General features: G+C 34.1%; 14 protein-coding genes. 5 read left to right on the top strand and 9 right to left on the bottom strand.

Annotation, left to right across the window (positions count from 1 at the left end; all coding sequences use genetic code 11):
• Positions 1-7 precede the first annotated feature (7 nt).
• Positions 8-1,246 (top strand): glycosyltransferase, encoded by a 1,239-nt coding sequence (locus M9897_02350; protein MCO5267720.1) that lies wholly within the window; start codon positions 8-10, stop codon positions 1,244-1,246.
• On the opposite strand, the gene crcB is transcribed toward M9897_02350, so the two are convergent.
• Genes crcB through M9897_02320 form a run of 6 tightly spaced genes read right to left on the bottom strand, consistent with a single transcriptional unit; the run spans position 1,236 to position 8,277 of the window.
• Positions 1,236-1,634 carry a fluoride efflux transporter CrcB gene (gene crcB / locus M9897_02345; GenBank protein MCO5267719.1) on the bottom strand — a complete coding sequence of 133 codons (399 nt, stop codon included), beginning with the start codon at positions 1,632-1,634 and terminating at the stop codon, positions 1,236-1,238. The genes M9897_02350 and crcB overlap by 11 nt on opposite strands.
• 2 nt (positions 1,635-1,636) lie before the next feature.
• Positions 1,637-2,704 (bottom strand): hypothetical protein, encoded by a 1,068-nt coding sequence (locus tag M9897_02340; GenBank protein ID MCO5267718.1) that lies wholly within the window; start codon positions 2,702-2,704, stop codon positions 1,637-1,639.
• 2 nt (positions 2,705-2,706) lie between these two features.
• Positions 2,707-3,915: a C1 family peptidase gene (locus tag M9897_02335; protein MCO5267717.1), complete on the bottom strand. Its 1,209-nt coding sequence runs from the start codon at positions 3,913-3,915 to the stop codon at positions 2,707-2,709.
• An 18-nt stretch (positions 3,916-3,933) separates the two neighbouring features.
• Entirely contained in the window at positions 3,934-5,127 is a 1,194-nt protein-coding gene (locus M9897_02330) for an SPOR domain-containing protein (protein MCO5267716.1), read from the bottom strand.
• 38 nt (positions 5,128-5,165) lie between these two features.
• Positions 5,166-5,891: a 3-deoxy-manno-octulosonate cytidylyltransferase gene (gene kdsB, locus M9897_02325; protein ID MCO5267715.1), complete on the bottom strand. Its 726-nt coding sequence runs from the start codon at positions 5,889-5,891 to the stop codon at positions 5,166-5,168.
• 1 nt (position 5,892) lies between these two features.
• Positions 5,893-8,277 (bottom strand): TonB-dependent receptor, encoded by a 2,385-nt coding sequence (locus M9897_02320; protein MCO5267714.1) that lies wholly within the window; start codon positions 8,275-8,277, stop codon positions 5,893-5,895.
• A 51-nt stretch (positions 8,278-8,328) separates the two neighbouring features.
• Between M9897_02320 and dprA the strand changes: the two genes are divergently transcribed.
• Positions 8,329-9,444: a DNA-processing protein DprA gene (gene dprA / locus M9897_02315; protein MCO5267713.1), complete on the top strand. Its 1,116-nt coding sequence runs from the start codon at positions 8,329-8,331 to the stop codon at positions 9,442-9,444.
• A 77-nt stretch (positions 9,445-9,521) separates the two neighbouring features.
• Here dprA and M9897_02310 read toward each other — a convergent pair whose 3' ends face one another.
• From M9897_02310 to M9897_02300, 3 genes are all read right to left on the bottom strand, one after another.
• A complete protein-coding gene (locus tag M9897_02310; protein ID MCO5267712.1) occupies positions 9,522-9,935 on the bottom strand; it encodes a BrxA/BrxB family bacilliredoxin in 414 nt (137 codons plus the stop codon).
• A gap of 110 nt (positions 9,936-10,045) precedes the next feature.
• Positions 10,046-11,104: an FAD-binding oxidoreductase gene (locus tag M9897_02305; protein MCO5267711.1), complete on the bottom strand. Its 1,059-nt coding sequence runs from the start codon at positions 11,102-11,104 to the stop codon at positions 10,046-10,048.
• Between the two features lie 2 nt (positions 11,105-11,106).
• Positions 11,107-12,423, bottom strand: a complete 1,317-nt coding sequence (locus M9897_02300) for a peptidoglycan DD-metalloendopeptidase family protein (protein ID MCO5267710.1) — start codon at positions 12,421-12,423, stop codon at positions 11,107-11,109.
• Between the two features lie 170 nt (positions 12,424-12,593).
• Here M9897_02300 and purD point away from each other — a divergent pair, with 170 nt between their 5' ends.
• The 3 genes from purD (at position 12,594) to M9897_02285 (ending at position 17,463) form a co-directional block, all read left to right on the top strand.
• The gene (gene purD / locus M9897_02295; protein ID MCO5267709.1) at positions 12,594-13,868 is read left to right on the top strand and encodes a phosphoribosylamine--glycine ligase; all 1,275 of its coding nucleotides are present in this window, start codon (positions 12,594-12,596) and stop codon (positions 13,866-13,868) included.
• Positions 13,869-13,907: 39 nt separating this feature from the next.
• Entirely contained in the window at positions 13,908-15,164 is a 1,257-nt protein-coding gene (locus M9897_02290) for a hemolysin family protein (protein MCO5267708.1), read from the top strand.
• Positions 15,165-15,258: 94 nt separating this feature from the next.
• Positions 15,259-17,463 (top strand): peptidylprolyl isomerase, encoded by a 2,205-nt coding sequence (locus M9897_02285; protein MCO5267707.1) that lies wholly within the window; start codon positions 15,259-15,261, stop codon positions 17,461-17,463.
• Positions 17,464-17,479 lie beyond the last annotated feature (16 nt).

Genomic DNA, 17,479 nt, shown 5'->3' with positions numbered 1-17,479 from the left:
TGTCTCCATGAAAAAGGTGAACAAGAATCAAGTTTTATATCTTTCTTATGATGGCATGACAGACCCTTTGGGTCAGAGTCAAGTATTACCATATTTAGCCGGACTCAGCAAGGAGGGATATCAGATTTCGCTCATCTCATGTGAAAAAAAAGAGCTTTATCACAAGCACAAAGCAATTATCCAAAACATTTGTAATAATTATCAAATAGATTGGCATCCTCTATTTTATACAAGAAAACCACCTATCTTATCGACACTCTTTGATTTATCCAAGATGTATTGCAAGGCAAGAAGTATATACCGTAAAAAACATTTTGGAATCATTCATTGCAGAAGTTATATTACCGCATTGGTAGGACTTCGATTTAAACGTAAAAAGAAAATCAAATTTATATTTGATATGCGCGGTTTTTGGGCAGATGAACGTGTTGACGGAGAGATTTGGGATATGCAGCAATCCATCTTCAAGAAAGTATATAACTTTTTTAAGAAGAAAGAAAAACAATTTTTACAAGAAGCCGATAAAATCATTTCCCTAACATACGCTGGTAGGGAAGAAATGCTGAAATGGAACATAACCGAACTTACCAAAGATAAGATTGAAGTAATCCCATGTACTGCTGATTTTGATGTGTTTGAACTGAATACTATAGAAACCAAAGCACAAGCTAAACTCAATTTAGGATTGAGAAAAGATCAATTCGTTTTATTGTATATCGGTTCCCTCGGTACTTGGTATATGCTTCCTGAGATGTTGCGCTTCTTTAAAGCCTTAAAAGTTCATAATCCAGACGCAAAGTTCTTATTTCTCACCCCACATCGTAAAGAAGAAATTTTAAATGAAGCTGTTGCGTTAGAATTGAAGGAAGAAGATTTCATTATTCAATTTGCTCAAAGGGTGGATATTTCTATATATGCTCATGCAGCGGATTATGGAATATGTTTTATAAAACCAAAATATTCAAAAATTGCAAGTTCTCCTACTAAGTTAGGAGAAATGCTTGCTATGGGGATTCCTATCATTAGCAACCGAGACATGGGAGACACGAGTTATCTCATCCAACAATTTAAAGTGGGTTTTATAGTAGATACTTTCAAAAGACCAGACATCTTTCAGCAAATAAGAGAAATATCAAAGGCTACATTTGAAGCCGAGCAGATACGACAAAGTGCAGAAGAATATTTTAGCTTGAAAAAAGGTGTTAATCGGTATATAAACGTATATAAAACGCTTTCTATACATTAAACATACCTTTTCCGAGATACAACCCTAAAAATACCGCACCAATTCCTATCAGAATACTCAGTGTAATATACAAGGCTAAATAACCGTAATTCCCATGGAGGTAAAGTTGGTAATTTTCCATGGAGAAAGTAGAAAATGTAGTAAAACCACCACAAAATCCTGTAATAAAGAAATAACGTAAACGTAAGTCTTCTTCTTTTAAGAAAATACTCGTAAAATACCCTATTAAGAGACAGCCTATAAGGTTCACGCATAAAGTACCCACCGGAAAATTTGTAGTAGGAAATAATTTACTTCCCAAGATAGAACCTATGTAACGTAAAACGCTTCCCAAACCACCTCCTATAAAGATTACAATAAGCGTTATTGCATTAAATATATTTCCCATTTTTATCTTTTCTCAAAATAACCGTAAACTGACAAATGATCTGAATAACCGCCATAATATTTATGTCCGCCATAAGTTTTACTTGGAAATTTGCCATTGTCATTAAAATGCATAAAACGGTCATCATCCACCAGAAACATCGTATTTCCTTTAATAGCCAAGCCTTGGGTAGTGTTTATAAAATTAGGTGTTACAATAAATTGATCCAACATACCCCAATATCCTTTGTAGTTATAGCTACCTATACCATTTTTATGAGGAATTAGCATGAGATTCACAAAACTCTGTTTTCCATCAGGCATCCCAGCATCCAACACCTCTATAATAGAGCGGTTTGTAGGATAATCATTAAAATCTCCCATAATAAAAATGCGAGCATCTTTTTCTATAGCAAGAATAGAATCCGTTTTTCTTTTCAGAAGTTGAGCAGCAGCAATTCTTCGATATTCACTTTGTTCCTCTCCCCCTCTTCTAGAAGGCCAATGATTTACAAAGATATGTACGATGGTACTATCTTTAAATCCTCCTTTTACATATAGAATATTCCGTGTTTTAAAACCAGGTTCTCCTTTTAATACATAGCGGATTCCTTCTTGATATTCTACTTTAAAACATGCAGAATTATATGCAAAAGCTACATCAATACCACGTTCATCCGGTGATTCAAAATGAACAACTTTATAGGGAGAAGATTTTAATCTACCTGTTTTCATTAAATCTTCTACAACAGCTTTTGTTTCTACCTCCGCAAACCCAACAAATACAGGGTTATTTTTAGAGGGAAAAGTAAGCACAGACGCTAGTTTTTCTAATTTATCGTAATACCGTTTAGAATTCCATAAATTAGCGCCTTGGGGTGTAAATTCATCATCATTTTTGGCAGGATCATTAATAGTATCAAATAGATTCTCTACATTATAGAACATGAAAGGTTTATCTTGAAAGTCTTCAAAGTTCTTATAACTAATTTGTTTTACGTGAACACCTGCTGTTTCTTTTGAACTACCACACGCTAAAAAGACAATTACAACAGCTAATCCTATTCCTGCAAAAACGATTCTTTTAGCCATGCTTATTTCAGGTTTAGTTTCTTAGCAATATCCTTTGGCACAGCGTCTTTATGTAAATAGATATTGATGGTTTTATATTTGAAATAATTTTCTGATACATATAAGTATCCTTCCGGATAATTACTTGTCCCCCATGAATTTTTCACTAAGAAAAAATACGTGCCGTTAGCTTCTTGGAATAATCCTGTGATATGCATACCATGATCATCAGTGGTTGTTTTATTATCATAAGCTTCTTGTCTTAATTCTGGAGTAATAGTTAATTCTTTCACTGGAGTCATAAATGCATCAGAGTTTTTATCAGCACCTGCATCTGAATAGTTGCGATTATCCTTTCCTGCTACTTGAATAGTACTTTCATCTTCCGGTACAATAGCCAAACCTTTTCTAAAGTTGAACCCTTTCTCGGAAACATCTGCGCCCCAAGCTACAGTATATCCATTCTTTAGGGCTTCCTCTGTGATTTTAACTAAATCATCTAATGTTACATTATAAACAGAACCCCATTCCCAGTTATCTTGTATGCGTAAAAATCCTTTTTCATATACAGGCATATTCTGAAATGAAGTAATAGAAACATAATCATCCATGTTTAGTTTAGTATATTCTGCAAAAGATTTGGGTGTATATTCTTTCCCTTCATACGTGAATCTTTCTGGATCTTTTCCAAGATAAGCATCCAAGATACCGTTTAATCCAACCTTCCACTGCTTAGATAAAGGTTTATTCCCTTTGTTATTTACATAACTTAATACTCCATTCATATACCCTTCAATTGCACTAAACAATTCTTGATGATTGTGGGTTTCCAAACCATAGTTTAACCCTGAATAAACACTATTAGGAACAATTCCATAATTTCTAAAAACAAAGGGAATATCATGAAATGCACCACCTTGTGAGAAATTAGCTTTTCCATCCATTTGTATGTAATAATCGGCCTTACCTTCATAGGCTTTTCGAGCAATATACATTTGGGATAGAATAGGCGTATTTTTAAATCCTTTACGCATCATTTCAGATTCAAAGAAAGAGAGTGCTGAGAAACTCCAGCAAGTTCCCGTATTTCCTTGAGAAACAACAGGAGAAGCTTCCATGGAGGCTACTTTCGTGAATGCGTAATTTGAACCTTGAATATTGGTTGTTGTTTGAGCAATAGTGCCATAAGTACTTAGAATAAGAACTCCAAGTATGATACATATTTTCTTCATAATCTATAATTATTTGGGTTATTTCTTGAGTACCCAGGTAGAAATATCAGCCTGAGTTAATTTGCTACGTAAATCTTGTACTTCACTCTGGTTTTCGAGAAAAGCGGCAGAAACACGATGTAATCCACCCATCACATCTACTTCATACGCTTCAAAGCCCATCTCCTTTAGTTGAGAGATCAAACCCTGAGCATTATTTGGGTTACTAAAACATCCTGCTATGATATGATATCCATTTTTCTTGTTGGAAATTTGAGATGAAGTTACCTGAACATTTTCAGTTTTTTTTTGCTGAGAAGTTGTTTCTTCACGTTTTACATGTACAAAGAAGTCATCATCAATCGGATAATTAAAATTAGCCGTAGGAGAGGATAAGTTCTTAACGATCTGATCAAAACTAGAAGCTCTTAAAACCTCACTTTTAGTAATTGGGTTCTGACTTTGGTGAATGTCGTATTGTTGGGTATTAACAGTTTTAAACGGGTTAAAATCAGTAGAAAAAAGCACTCTGGATTGTAAGACGTCAGTTTGGATAGGTATCCATAAACTATAAAAGATAACAGGAACTAAAGCAGCAACTGCAGCATAACGTACAATCTTACCTATCAATTGTTTACCAGAAGATATTTGTTTCTCAGCGGCAGGGTGTACAATATCCTTAGTAGGAGTAAGCACTTTGATAGCTTGAGCTTTTCCAAATGTAATCTCAATATCTTCTTGTTTATTCGCTATCTCAACAATAGTTTCCTCTACTAAATTTTGTTGAGGTGTAAGTGTAATTACTTTTTCTTCTATCTCTTCTACGAAGTGTACATTTCCCAATCCGAAGGAAGAGAGTAAAAGATTATAGAATCTGTCTTGTTCAAAAGCAATTTTTCCAGCAGAATTCACATATAAATATCCAACATTTGCAAAGTTAACACGCTGCTCTTGTTGGAGTGTCATCTTCATTTCTTGAATTTCCGAATTAACTATTTTTTCTGCCTCTTCATACAAAATACCCTCCTCTTGTGCTAAATAGGAAATAATCAATCCATCATTATTAATCAGACTTTTATTAAAACTAATTGCTTTGCGAGGCGGATAAATGCAGCCATTTACTTCATCAATTCGTGCGGAAACATAATTAGCAACAAACCCTCCAAAAGAAGGAATAATCACGCAGTTATTGCGTAAAAGTAAAGTGCCAATACAATTTTCCAAATGTTTCATACAACAAATATACAAATTAATTTTAGTTGAATAACTTACTATTCTTTACGTAAAATAGTCAAAACAGTTTCAACATCCTCAGGTGTGTCAATATTCGGAGTTTCTATTGTAGTTAGAGCAATACGTATCGGAAATCCATAATACAACCATCTTAGTTGCTCTAGACTTTCTGTTTCCTCTAATTCAGTTGGCGTCAATCGAATCAATTTTTTGAGCGTTTCTGTACGAAAACCATAAAGACCTATATGCTTGAGGTAAGGATAATTTTCCTTGTTACGTTCATACGGAATGGGACTCCTCGAGAAATAAATGGCATCCGATTGATAATTCAAAACTATCTTAATCCTATTCGGATTATCTATATCTTCCTTTGTAATATTTGGTGAGCCGAGGGAAGCAATATGGACGTCAGTATCTTGAAAGGTTTCTAATAAGATACGTATTTGTTCTGTATTCACTAACGGCTCATCTCCCTGAATATTTACGACAATATCATAATCTTTATATGTTTCTATGACTTCCCCGCATCTTTCTGTTCCGCTATTATGGGTCTCTTTTGTTAAGATTACCTTCCCTCCGATTGACTCAACGTGAGAAAATATTCTCTCATCATCTGTAGCTACAACAACCTCATCAAATAAATTTGAATGTTTTACTCCTTCATAAACTCGCTGTATCATTGTTTTCCCCTGCAAGTCAATTAACGGTTTCCCAGGAAAGCGGGAAGAGCTATAACGAGCAGGTATGATAGCGAGTTTCTTCATATTAAATATTTGCTTGGAATCTTAGCATAAACTGACGAGGAGGTTGAATATCACCAGGTCTAGTTGTATATTCATTATTAAGCACATTATTGATAAGGAAACTCAATTGATATTTTTTACCAAAATCATATCCAAGGCGTAAGTCTAAAACGAAGTCACCTTTATTGTGTTTTTCACGATATTCTTTAAGTCCAGGAAGTACTTGTTGATTACCAATTAGCACAACTTCAACACCACTCTCGAAAGATTTGTCAATATTTACCATAAAACTATTATAGCGACCAGAGAACCCTACGAAAACATTGTATAATTTAAATTGAATATCTGCTTTTGCCATGTGGCTGAATCTATACTTTAACATATTAGACTCTGGATTAGATAATCCACCGTTTACAGCTCCTAAATTTTCAGTACCATAAATATAGGATGAATCTGGATTAAGGACAATTGGGTGCATATAGGTATAACCTAAAAGAGTTGTAATCTCAAGTGGGCCTATACTTCCTGTACCACTAACTGATAATTCTGCTCCAACAATACGCGCATGCTCAGCATTTTCAGCACGGAAACCATACCAATTCCCAACATAACCAGGTAGATTAGGATTAAAACTTGGTGGAATACTATCTGGAATATAGAATCCAAAAGTAAATTCCATCATATTTTTGTATTCATTAATAAATCCTGATACATCTATGAATCCTTTGAAGTCTTTGATTCTAAATCCTTGCTTTACACCTAGTTCGGCAGACCATCCGCTTTCCGATTGTAAATTTTCATTCGGAAAGATATTTAACATACCCACAGAAGTTGAGGCATAGCGTTCAGCAATAGAAGGGAATCTATATGCTTGTCCGAAGGAAGCTCTAATATTCGTGAAAGGTAATACTTTATAATTTGCACCAACTCTGAAGATAGGTCGAATCGGAAAGGTTTTGGTAGAATCAGTTTTGGAGAGATAAATTCTAGAATCAGGTATATTGTTGTTTACTTGATAAAACTCTCCTCTAAAACCGGCAATTAAACTTAATTTTTCCCAAAAGGTTTTTTCAATTTGTCCATACATAGCATAGTTTTGGGAAGTATGATTTCCATATAATTGAGAAACGATCTGGTCCCATTTTCCAGTAGCACCTACCGTTAAGACCCATTCTCCACGCATTCTTCTTTCAAACTTATAATCTGCATAGATTGTATTAGCAGTAGCGTCATATCCACCAAGGGATTTATTTGTGGTATTATAATAACGTGTCATTAAGCTATGTTTGTTATTTTGTTTATCATAAAACACAGCATATGGATCTATACGTATTCGTAAAGCCTCAATATAAGACAAAGTAGAACCAGGCGCATAAGGGTCTCCCATTCCTCCACTAGGTGTATATCCATATTCGGCACTTTCCCAGATAAGAAATTCTCCTTTTCGTTCCATAGAGAATGAATAATCTAAACCTAATTTTAAACGCTTTGTTCGCTCAGGTTTGTATAAGAAGCTACCACTAAATCGTAAACGGTCGCGCTCAGTACCCTTCCTATATCCATCACTACGGAATGCATAAGCAGAAACAGTATATCCAAATTTTTTAAACATCTGGCCATTGTATATACTCAATTGGTTATCAAAAAGAGACTTTTTAGTCCAGCGCAATCCTTCTCGCGGTGCTTTATCAAACACACCTATTTGATAGTTGATTTTTGTTTCTCCTTCTTTGGTAGGTTCTTTACTTCTTAGTGAAACGATACCATTAAGGGCACCACTACCATATAATACAGAAGATGCTCCTTTTAGAATCTCGATCTGATCTAAATTTTCCATAGGAATCGATTCAAACTTGGCATCACCTGCGTCTGCGGATAACATTGGCAAATCATTCCAAACAACCATTACACGGCTACCTGCTCCATAAGCAAAACCACTACCCCCACGAATACTCACTTGTCCATCCATTGTATAAGCACCCGGCGCTAAATCAATTGCTTTTTCAATGTTTGTAATTCCCTTGTTGGTAATATAATCAGATTTGATAATTTCAATAGAAACAGTAACATCCTCTATATTTTGCTTTCTTCTGGAGGCAGAAACTACTACACCTTCAAGTTCTTGGGTAGTTGGTTCCATTTTAATCTTAATACTCTCTTGTGGATAAGTATCCAATTTAACAACTTTATCTTTAAAGTCATACATACTTAAGGTTAGAGAAACTGGAAATTGATTGATTGTTATCGTAAAATTCCCTTCCACATCCGTTCGAGATTTAACACCTTGATCTGTATTTATTAATACTCCAATAAGCGGTTCTCCACCCGTGTCAGTAACACTACCTTTAATCTCTTGACTGTATGCGTTTAAGCTTAATATTGTAAAAATTATTAAAAAAAGTTTCATATTTCGCACATTAATATATAACTTAGAGAGGCCTAAATTAAAATAATTATTTTGAAAAACAACTATCTGAATTATCAAGTTGCATTAACTCTATTAGAAGGAGTAGGTGCAGTGAAAGCAAAAGCCTTATTAGCCTATGTAGGCAACGTAGAAGACATATTTAATTCAAAACTTAATTTACGAACATCCATTCCAGGTTTTGCAAAGGAACGATACCGAATGCTAAACAGAGAAGGTGCTTTACAGAAAGCTGCAGAAATTGTTCAGTTTGTAGAAAAGAATGATTTGGATACTACCTTTTATACAGAAAAAAGATATCCTAAGCGCTTAAAAGAATGTATGGACGCACCTATGCTACTTTATCATAAAGGAGATATAGACTTGAATTACAAATACACCATTGCTATCGTTGGCACAAGAAATATGACAAGCTATGGAAAACAAATAATTAATGAATTAATTTATGCCATTGCTGATTGTAATATTCAAATAATTTCGGGTTTAGCTTTGGGGGTAGATGGATATGTTCATCAAAAATGTCTGGAAGTCGGAATTCCAACCATTGGAGTTTTAGGACATGGACTAGATAGACTTTATCCAAGTAGTCATCGGAAATTAGCAAGCAAAATGCTAAACACACAAGGTTGTGGGCTACTTACTGAATTTCCGAATGGCACCAATCCTGATAAAGAGAATTTCCCACAACGAAATAGAATTGTGGCAGGAATGGCAGATGCTACCATTGTAATAGAAAGTGATATAAAAGGAGGTTCACTCATAACCGCTAATTTAGCAAATGATTATAATAGAGACGTATTTGCGTACCCTGGCAATGTTTTTCAAAGATTTTCAAAAGGGTGTAATCAATTAATTGCTCAAAATAAAGCACAAATCATTACTTGTGGCAAAGATTTAATTGAAATAATGGGTTGGGAAGAAGGAAATACCACAAAAAATACTATCCAAACAAATTTATTTGAAGGCTTGAATGGAGATGAAAAGTTGGTGGTAAGCACCATCCAAGAATTTGAAGCTATTTCTCTTGATAGTATCGCTCTTCGTTTACAAAAACCAGTAAATCTCCTGAGTTCATTACTATTAGGACTTGAATTAAAGGGCTTGGTATTATCCTTACCCGGAAAAAAATATAGCCTTAATGGTATTTAGAAGAATTTATACGTAACATAAAAAATAGGCTGTCAGATTTGACAGCCTATTTTTTTTATATGTTATTTCTTCACAATTTATGCAAATTCTTTATATGCTTCTTTTAAGTTAGCAGCAATCGCATGAGCAGTATTTCCTTCTAAATGATGGCGTTCTAAGAAGTGAACCAATCTTCCATCTTTAAATAAGGCAATAGAAGGAGAGGAAGGAGGATAAGGTAGGAAATAACTTCTAGCACGTTGTGTAGCTTCATTATCAACTCCTGCAAATACAGTTCCCAAAGCAGTTGGTTTTACATCTCCATCAAGAGAAAAAATTACACCTGGTCTCATATTTCCGGCAGCACATCCACAAACACTATTCACCACTAATAGAAGTGTTCCTTTTGTGTTATTTATGATATTATCAACTGCCTCTGGTGTTGTTAAATCTTTAAATCCAATAGATGTAAGTTCATCTTTCATCGGAGTAGTTAATTCTGGAGGATACATATTTCTTAATTTTTAATAATTTAAGCAACAAAGATACGGAGCAAAAGTTAGATTTTAATAGAAAATGAAAGTTTTATTTCCAGATGATACAAAAATGACATTGAAGATGCCTACTCAGCATTTTGAGTAAAATAATTCTCAGAATAGCGGAAGATATTCACTTCTTTATCTAATTGCGTTTCACCCAATAGATATTTAACAAAATGGATTGAAAAATAAGGTGCAATCATAAAACCTTTAGCTCCCATGGCATTAAATATATATAAACCTTTTTTTGTAGGATGTTCGCCAATAAAAGGTCTTCTATCTGAAGCTACTGGTCGAATCCCAGCCTTATGGTCAATTACTGTTATAGGTACAGTACATAAATCTTTATAATTTTCTAAAATCTCATCCTTTGCTTCTTGAGTGATAGAAGGGTCGGATGTTCCCCATGTATAAGTAGAACCTAAACGATAGTTTTCGGTCTGTGTGGGTAGAAGAAAGCATTTTCTATTTAAGATCTCATCTTTACGAAAGATATTGGGCCCTATAGTCAATATTTCTCCTTTTGCATTCTTAAAGGGTAGATAATTAAAGAATGGGTTCTTTTCAGCACGAGCTCCTTCTGCAAAAATTATATGCGTATATTTTTCACCTTTATAAGAAAGATTTTCTGCATCAATATCTGCATAATTTACTTTTTCATAACGTAATAAATGGTGTGCCATAAAATAGCGATGATTAGCATCCATAAAGATCTCTGCTTCTATATATCCCGGGCTATTTACAATGGCATTCCCAAACGGGTTATGATAGTATGCCGGCGTATTTTCGGGTTTTTCTATCGGATTCACATACGCACTATAAGCCTCATCATCTGTACAACCTTCCCACAACAAACGCTCGTGTTCTGTAGAAAAAGCTCTGCGTATATTAATAGGAAAGAAGAACTTCTCACCAATACGTTTTTCAATAGAAGTATAAACTTCTTTTAATACAGGAATCAACTCATCTCCCCTCCAAGTTTTGATCATTCTTCGGAAAGTCATTGGATTAATCATCCCTCCTGCTATCTTGGTGCTATAATTTTGATTATCATCAATAATCTTAAAATCAATATGCTTATCAATAAATTGATGTGCTAAACAAATTCCGGATAAACCTCCACCAATAATTAAGGCTTTCATGCTTATACTACAGGTTTACCTACCTTCTTTATTTTAACAATCTCTTTGTCTATATTTTCTTTTAATGGAGAAATATATTCAAGATAAGCAGGTTTAGCTGATTCTTTCATTGGTTCAGATTTTGGGAAGGTTTCTGCTCGATGGTCTATTTGCTGACCATTTTTCCAAAATCGATAGCAAACATGAGGACCCGTAGCTAATCCCGTTTGTCCAACATATCCAATAGTTTGTCCTTGTTTCACACGTACTCCCGGACGAATTCCATCTGCAATTTTACTCATGTGTAAATATTGCGTTTCATATACTGAATTATGTCTTATTTTAACAAAAATCCCGTTGTATTCACTTCTGGCTGCTTTTTCAATAGTACCATCAGCAGTTGCTTGAATAGGTGTTCCAGTTGGCGCAGCATAATCCGTTCCTAGGTGTGCTTTAAATCTCTTTTGAACCGGATGAAAACGGCTGGCAGAAAAACCTGAACTAATGCGCGAGTATTGTACGGGAGCCATTAAGAAAGGTCTCTTCATCTCATTCCCTGCTTCGTCATAATAGCCTGTTATACCATTAATAGAATCATTGTAATAGAAAGCATATAATCCTTTTCCTGCATGCTCAAACCATATATACTTAATTCTATCAATTTTATAAGGTACACCATCCACAACTTGTTCATCAAATACAGTAATAAACTTATCTCCTACCTGCAATTTAAAAAAGTCGATACTCCAACCATAAATACCTTCAATAGCTTCAGAGATGGTTGCTGTCATGTTATAAGAAGAAAATTGCTTGTTTAACTCGTTAGAAAGGTTGGAGTTCTGTGCAATAGTCCCACTAATTGTCTTCTCAACAAGTTCTACAGGTCTATATGCTTTATTTAATTTAACAGTATCATCTTCAAACTGCATAGTAACGTATGAAAGTGCATCAGTTTCATAAACAAGAAGGGGAGATTTATTTTTGGTTTTAGGTTTGAAAACAGCAAATGGTTTACCCGCCACAATATATTTCATTCCAAATAAATTATCTCTCAATCTTTCAACCAATTGATTAATAGCGTGCTGCCCAATTTCAAAATCGGCAAAAAGATTATTCCATGTCCATCCACTCTTAACGGTATCATAATGAACATCATATAGATTTAAATCAAAGCCAAAAAGCATTTGCTTTTGTATTTTCAATGTATCTGCTGGATAATTAGACGAAATATTCTTGGATGTTGAGTTACAAAAAGTTAACAAACTTATAGTAGCCACAAGAAGAGCAACTTTAGCAAGTCGTATTATATTTTTTGTTACGGAGTTTTTTCTATTTCTCATGTAAAAAAATTAGAACCGTATAGGTAAAGTTTAGCAAAACAAGCCGTAAATTTAAACACTTTAAGAGATATAAACATATTTTTTTGATAAATTTTAACAAGCTGTCCCTTCTTTCAAGTCTTAAATATTAATTTTGTAACAGAAAATAATAGAGAAATTAGAAGAAGATAATGAACGTATTGTTATTAGGATCTGGAGGAAGAGAGCATGCTCTTGCTTGGAAAATAGCTAGAAGTAGCATATTAGATAATTTATATATCGCACCAGGCAATGCGGGTACTAGTGATTTTGGTCTTAATTTAGACATTGACCCATGTAATTTTACAGCGGTAAAAGAAGCTGTGATTAGTAGAAAAATTAACATGGTTATTGTTGGACCCGAAGCGCCATTAGTCGAAGGGATCGTTGATTTCTTTAGAAATGATTCAGAATTATCTTCTATAGCTATTATTGGCCCAAGCAAAGAAGGAGCTCAACTTGAAGGGAGTAAAGATTTTGCAAAAGACTTCATGAATCGACATGGCATACCAACAGCCAAACATCAAACATTTACCAAAGAAAATATCAAAGAGGGTTTTGCTTTCATAGACTCATTAAAACCTCCATACGTACTAAAAGCAGATGGTTTAGCTGCTGGAAAAGGAGTATTAATTTTAAACGATATTCACGAAGCTAAGAAGGAATTTTCTTCAATGTTATTGGATGATAAATTTGGTGTTGCAGGAAAGAAGGTTGTTATAGAAGAATTTTTAAAAGGCATTGAAGTTTCTTGTTTTGTATTAACAGATGGAGAAGGATTCAAAGTGCTTCCTGAAGCAAAAGATTATAAAAAAATTGGAGAAAATGATACAGGACTCAATACCGGAGGAATGGGCGCCGTGTCCCCAGTTCCTTTTGCAAAAGGTAAATTTTTAGATAAAGTATATAATCAGGTGATTGTTCCCACGATTAAAGGGCTTAAAGCAGACAAAATAGATTATAAAGGTTTCATCTTTATTGGAATTATTAATGTTGGAGGAGAGCCATACGTTATTGAATACAACTGTCGTATGGGAGATCCTGAAACTGAAGTGGTAATTCCACGTATTAAATCGGATATCATGGATTTATTTGAAGGTGTTGCCACACAAACACTTTCTGAAAGAGATCTAGAAATAGATGAAAGAACAGCCGCAACGGTTATGATGGTTTCAGGAGGATATCCCGAAAAGTATCAAAAAGGTAAAACTATTTATGGGTTAAATGTTCCTACCTCCAGTCTGATTTTTCACGCCGGAACAGTAGCGGATGGACCTGCGGTTTTATCTAGTGGAGGTCGTGTCCTTTCAATAACATCTTTTGGAAAAGATGTGGAAACCGCAACCGAAAATTCATATATTACCATAGAAAATATTGAATTTGAAGGTGCATATTACAGAAAAGATATTGGAAAAGATTTGATATAATCTTTTTTTAGTACTTTTAACTATTGAATAGACACTCACATGATTCTCAGCATCATTTTAATTTCTTTATTAGCATCAGCTTATTTTTCTGGAGTCGAAATAGCTTATATAAGTGCCAATCGTTTAAAAATCGAGTTAGACAAACAGAAAGGTATTCTTTCAGGAAAGATTTTAGCACGTTTTGTAAAAGATGATAGCAGATTTATTGCAGCTCTTTTATTAGGAAATAATATCGCATTGGTTGTATATAGTATTTGGATGGCACTTTTATTAGAGTCATGGATTTCACCTTTAGTCGGTGGAAACGACGCGCTAGTTATGCTAACCCAAACTTTTATTTCCACATTAATCATACTTATTTTATCTGAATTTCTACCTAAGGCACTTTTTCAAATTAATCCTAACTTTATGCTACGATTATTAGTGCTTCCAACTGCTCTTATTTATTACTTACTTTATCCTCTCACCCTATTTACGGTTCTATTAAGCAATGCCTTACTCCGCATTTTTGGAATCAAAATGAAAAGTGACGTGACTGAATTTTCACGTGTAGATTTAGATTATTATGTGCGTGATTTAAATGAACGCATGGAAGAAAGAGGAGGTGAACTGGATAACGAAATGCAAATTTTACAGAATGCATTAGATTTCTCCGAATTACGAGCACGTGATTGCATGATTCCTAGAACAGATATCGTTTCCCTAGATATTGAATGTACTATTGAGGAACTACAACAAAAGTTTATTGAAAGCGGATTATCTAAAATCTTGATTTATAGAAACTCTATTGACAATATCATCGGATATGTTCACAGTTTTGAACTTTTTAAAAAACCCGAAAGAGTAAAAGAAATTCTGATACCGATTGCTTTTGTTCCAGAAGCGCTCCTAGCTAAAAATTTATTAGAAATATTTGCCAAACAACATGGGAATATAGCTGTAGTAGTAGATGAATATGGCGGAACTTCAGGCTTGGTAACTATTGAGGACGTAGTAGAAGAAATTTTTGGAGATATTGAGGATGAACACGATAAGGATGAACTCATAGAACAACGCATAGATGAGAGGACATTCTTATTTTCAGCACGACAATATATTGACTACTTAAATGAAACCTATGATTTTGGATTAGAAGAATCTAATGAATATGAAACCTTAGGAGGTTTAATTCTCTACCATTTAGAAGATATTCCAACAGAAGGAGATATTCTAAAATTAGGTAAATATACTATAGAGATTAAAAGCGTAAGTGAGCGTAGAATTGAGCTGATACAGATGAAACTAGATGAAGATTAATTAGAAAAATATAGTTTTCTGAATGAATATCTCCTAATCCTTTTTAAATTTGATTCTTATATATTATATTCGCACCCTTAATTAAAATATACAAATGGCATTAATTGGAAAAATACGTGAAAAATCATGGCTTTTAGTGATAGTAGTAGGTGTTGCTATGCTTGCTTTTATCATTGGAGATTTTAATAAAAGTTCTGGACAACAAGAAGATGTTTATGGAATTGGTACTGTAAATGGGGAAAAAATGGATGAACCAAAATATGAGAATTATTTAAATAATGCTCGTAATAATATTTTCCAAAGCAAACAGATGCAAAACCCAGGACAACAAGCAACCTTTACTCGTCAAGATGAAATGAATGCGAGAAATCAGGCTTGGAGAACTTCTGTTGTCGAAAAGTTAATGGATAACGAATATAAAAAACTTGGCCTAATTGTGGACGAGTTTGAATTAGACAATATTTTATATGGAGAAAACGGATATACTCCTTCTAGTTTATCTGCTCAATTTACTGATTCTGTGACTGGTCAATTTGCTCCTGAAGAGTTAAGAAAAGCATTAAATTCTTTACAAGAATCTAACGACCCTAATCAGGTAAAACAATATCAAAGTATTTTAGACTACGTTCGTCAAGTTAGATTAGAAGAAAAATATACAACTTTATTAACTAGTGGGGTGCATACTACAAGCTTAGAAGCAAAGAAAGAATACTACAATACAAAAACTGTAAAGAATGTATCCTATGTATATCAAGCTTTTGCTAGAATCCCTGATGGTGCTATAGGCGATCCTACAGAAGAAGAAATGCTGGCTTACTTTAATAAACATAAAGAAGAAGGGATTTACAAGCAAAAAGCAAGTAGAAAGATTGCTTACTTCTCTATGTATGTATTTCCAAGCGATGCTGATACAGCCAACGCTGTGGAATTCTTAAACAAGTTAGCACCTAAATTCAAAGAAACAAATAAAGATTCTGCATTCGTACTAAAATATAGTGATGAGAAAGTATTTGCAAGTGATTCTACTGCAATGGCACGCCCAGAGAATTCTGGAGTTCCTTACGGGAACATCTATCCTTTGACTATAGCATCTCAGATGGAAAATGCAAAAGTAGGTGATCTAGTAGGTCCTTATATCAGTAATAAAGGAGCTGTACTTTCCAAAGTTCTTAAATTTATTCCCGAAAAGACAGCTACTGTAAGACATATTCTATTAACAGCTCAAACTCCTGAAGCTGTTGAAACAGCCCAAAAGAAAGCAGATAGTATCATCAAAGTAATTAAGACTAAACACAACTTTGAAGAAATGGTTACTGAATTTAGTCAAGATCCAGGTTCTGTTAGCAATGGTGGTAAATATGAGAAATTTACACAAGGAATGATGGTTCCTGAGTTTAATGATTTCTCTTTTCAAAAACCTATTGGAACACTTGGTAGTGTTAAAACTAGTTATGGTATTCATATCATTGAAGTGTTAGGGAGAGAGGAAACAAATAGACCTGTTATAGCTTCTATAGTAAAGAGTATTGTACCATCCAAAATAACTGTAGATAATACAAATAGTATTGCCTCAAGCATTATCTTCCAATTAGATGACTTATTCAAAAATAAGAATGCAGAAGAACATGCACAACTATTTGATTCTATCGCTAAATTAAACGCTTCTAGTGTTCGTTTTGAAATAATTAGAGATGATAACCCTCAATTAGCTGGAGGATTTAGTGAAATTGCTGAAGGTAAATTTTTACGCTTAGCGTATGAAGAAGGTGTAAAAGAAGGAAATATCAGTTCTTCTCCTATTCGTGATCATGATCAAATCATGGTGGCATACGTTGCTAGCGTTATTACTGAAGGCGTTCCTACATTTGATTTAGTAAAAGATCAAATTAACACACAAGTCCGTAAAGAAAAACAAGCACAATACTTAATTGACAATATGGTTGCTTTCGGAAAAGATTTGAAGAAAATGGCTGAGAGTTTAGGGGTTGACATTATCTCTGAAGGTGTTACTTTCTCCGCTAGAAACTTACAAGTGGGTAGTGAACCAGAATTAGTTGGTGTTATTTTCTCTGGATTAGCTGATGGTGAAACTTCTATCCCTGTTAAAGGTCAGAATGGTGTGTTTGTAGTTAGAATAGATGCAACAGCTGATGCTCCTGCTACAGAAGATTACTCTGCTGAAAAAGAACAATTAAAAAGCCAAGATGCTTCTAACCTGAGAAATCAATTCCAAAATGCATTGATTGAAGGAGCACAAGTGGTAGATAATAGAAATTTAAGAAAATACGGAATTCGTTAAAAAATTCCCACAATAA

Source organism: Brumimicrobium sp. (genome assembly GCA_023957385.1).
GTDB lineage: Bacteria > Bacteroidota > Bacteroidia > Flavobacteriales_D > Crocinitomicaceae > Brumimicrobium.
This window is presented reverse-complemented; position numbering and strand designations above follow the sequence as displayed.

What these genes read in the sequence shown, in the direction of transcription:
- crcB (MCO5267719.1), bottom strand. Translation starts at nt 1,634, where the DNA reads ATGGGAAATATATTTAATGCAATAACGCTTATTGTAATCTTTATAGGA.
- M9897_02290 (MCO5267708.1), top strand. Translation starts at nt 13,908, where the DNA reads ATGATTCTCAGCATCATTTTAATTTCTTTATTAGCATCAGCTTATTTT.
- kdsB (MCO5267715.1), bottom strand. Translation starts at nt 5,891, where the DNA reads ATGAAGAAACTCGCTATCATACCTGCTCGTTATAGCTCTTCCCGCTTT.
- M9897_02340 (MCO5267718.1), bottom strand. Translation starts at nt 2,704, where the DNA reads ATGGCTAAAAGAATCGTTTTTGCAGGAATAGGATTAGCTGTTGTAATT.
- M9897_02350 (MCO5267720.1), top strand. Translation starts at nt 8, where the DNA reads ATGAAAAAGGTGAACAAGAATCAAGTTTTATATCTTTCTTATGATGGC.
- purD (MCO5267709.1), top strand. Translation starts at nt 12,594, where the DNA reads ATGAACGTATTGTTATTAGGATCTGGAGGAAGAGAGCATGCTCTTGCT.
- M9897_02335 (MCO5267717.1), bottom strand. Translation starts at nt 3,915, where the DNA reads ATGAAGAAAATATGTATCATACTTGGAGTTCTTATTCTAAGTACTTAT.
- M9897_02300 (MCO5267710.1), bottom strand. Translation starts at nt 12,423, where the DNA reads ATGAGAAATAGAAAAAACTCCGTAACAAAAAATATAATACGACTTGCT.
- M9897_02320 (MCO5267714.1), bottom strand. Translation starts at nt 8,277, where the DNA reads ATGAAACTTTTTTTAATAATTTTTACAATATTAAGCTTAAACGCATAC.
- M9897_02285 (MCO5267707.1), top strand. Translation starts at nt 15,259, where the DNA reads ATGGCATTAATTGGAAAAATACGTGAAAAATCATGGCTTTTAGTGATA.
- M9897_02310 (MCO5267712.1), bottom strand. Translation starts at nt 9,935, where the DNA reads ATGTATCCTCCAGAATTAACTACTCCGATGAAAGATGAACTTACATCT.
- M9897_02330 (MCO5267716.1), bottom strand. Translation starts at nt 5,127, where the DNA reads ATGAAACATTTGGAAAATTGTATTGGCACTTTACTTTTACGCAATAAC.
- M9897_02305 (MCO5267711.1), bottom strand. Translation starts at nt 11,104, where the DNA reads ATGAAAGCCTTAATTATTGGTGGAGGTTTATCCGGAATTTGTTTAGCA.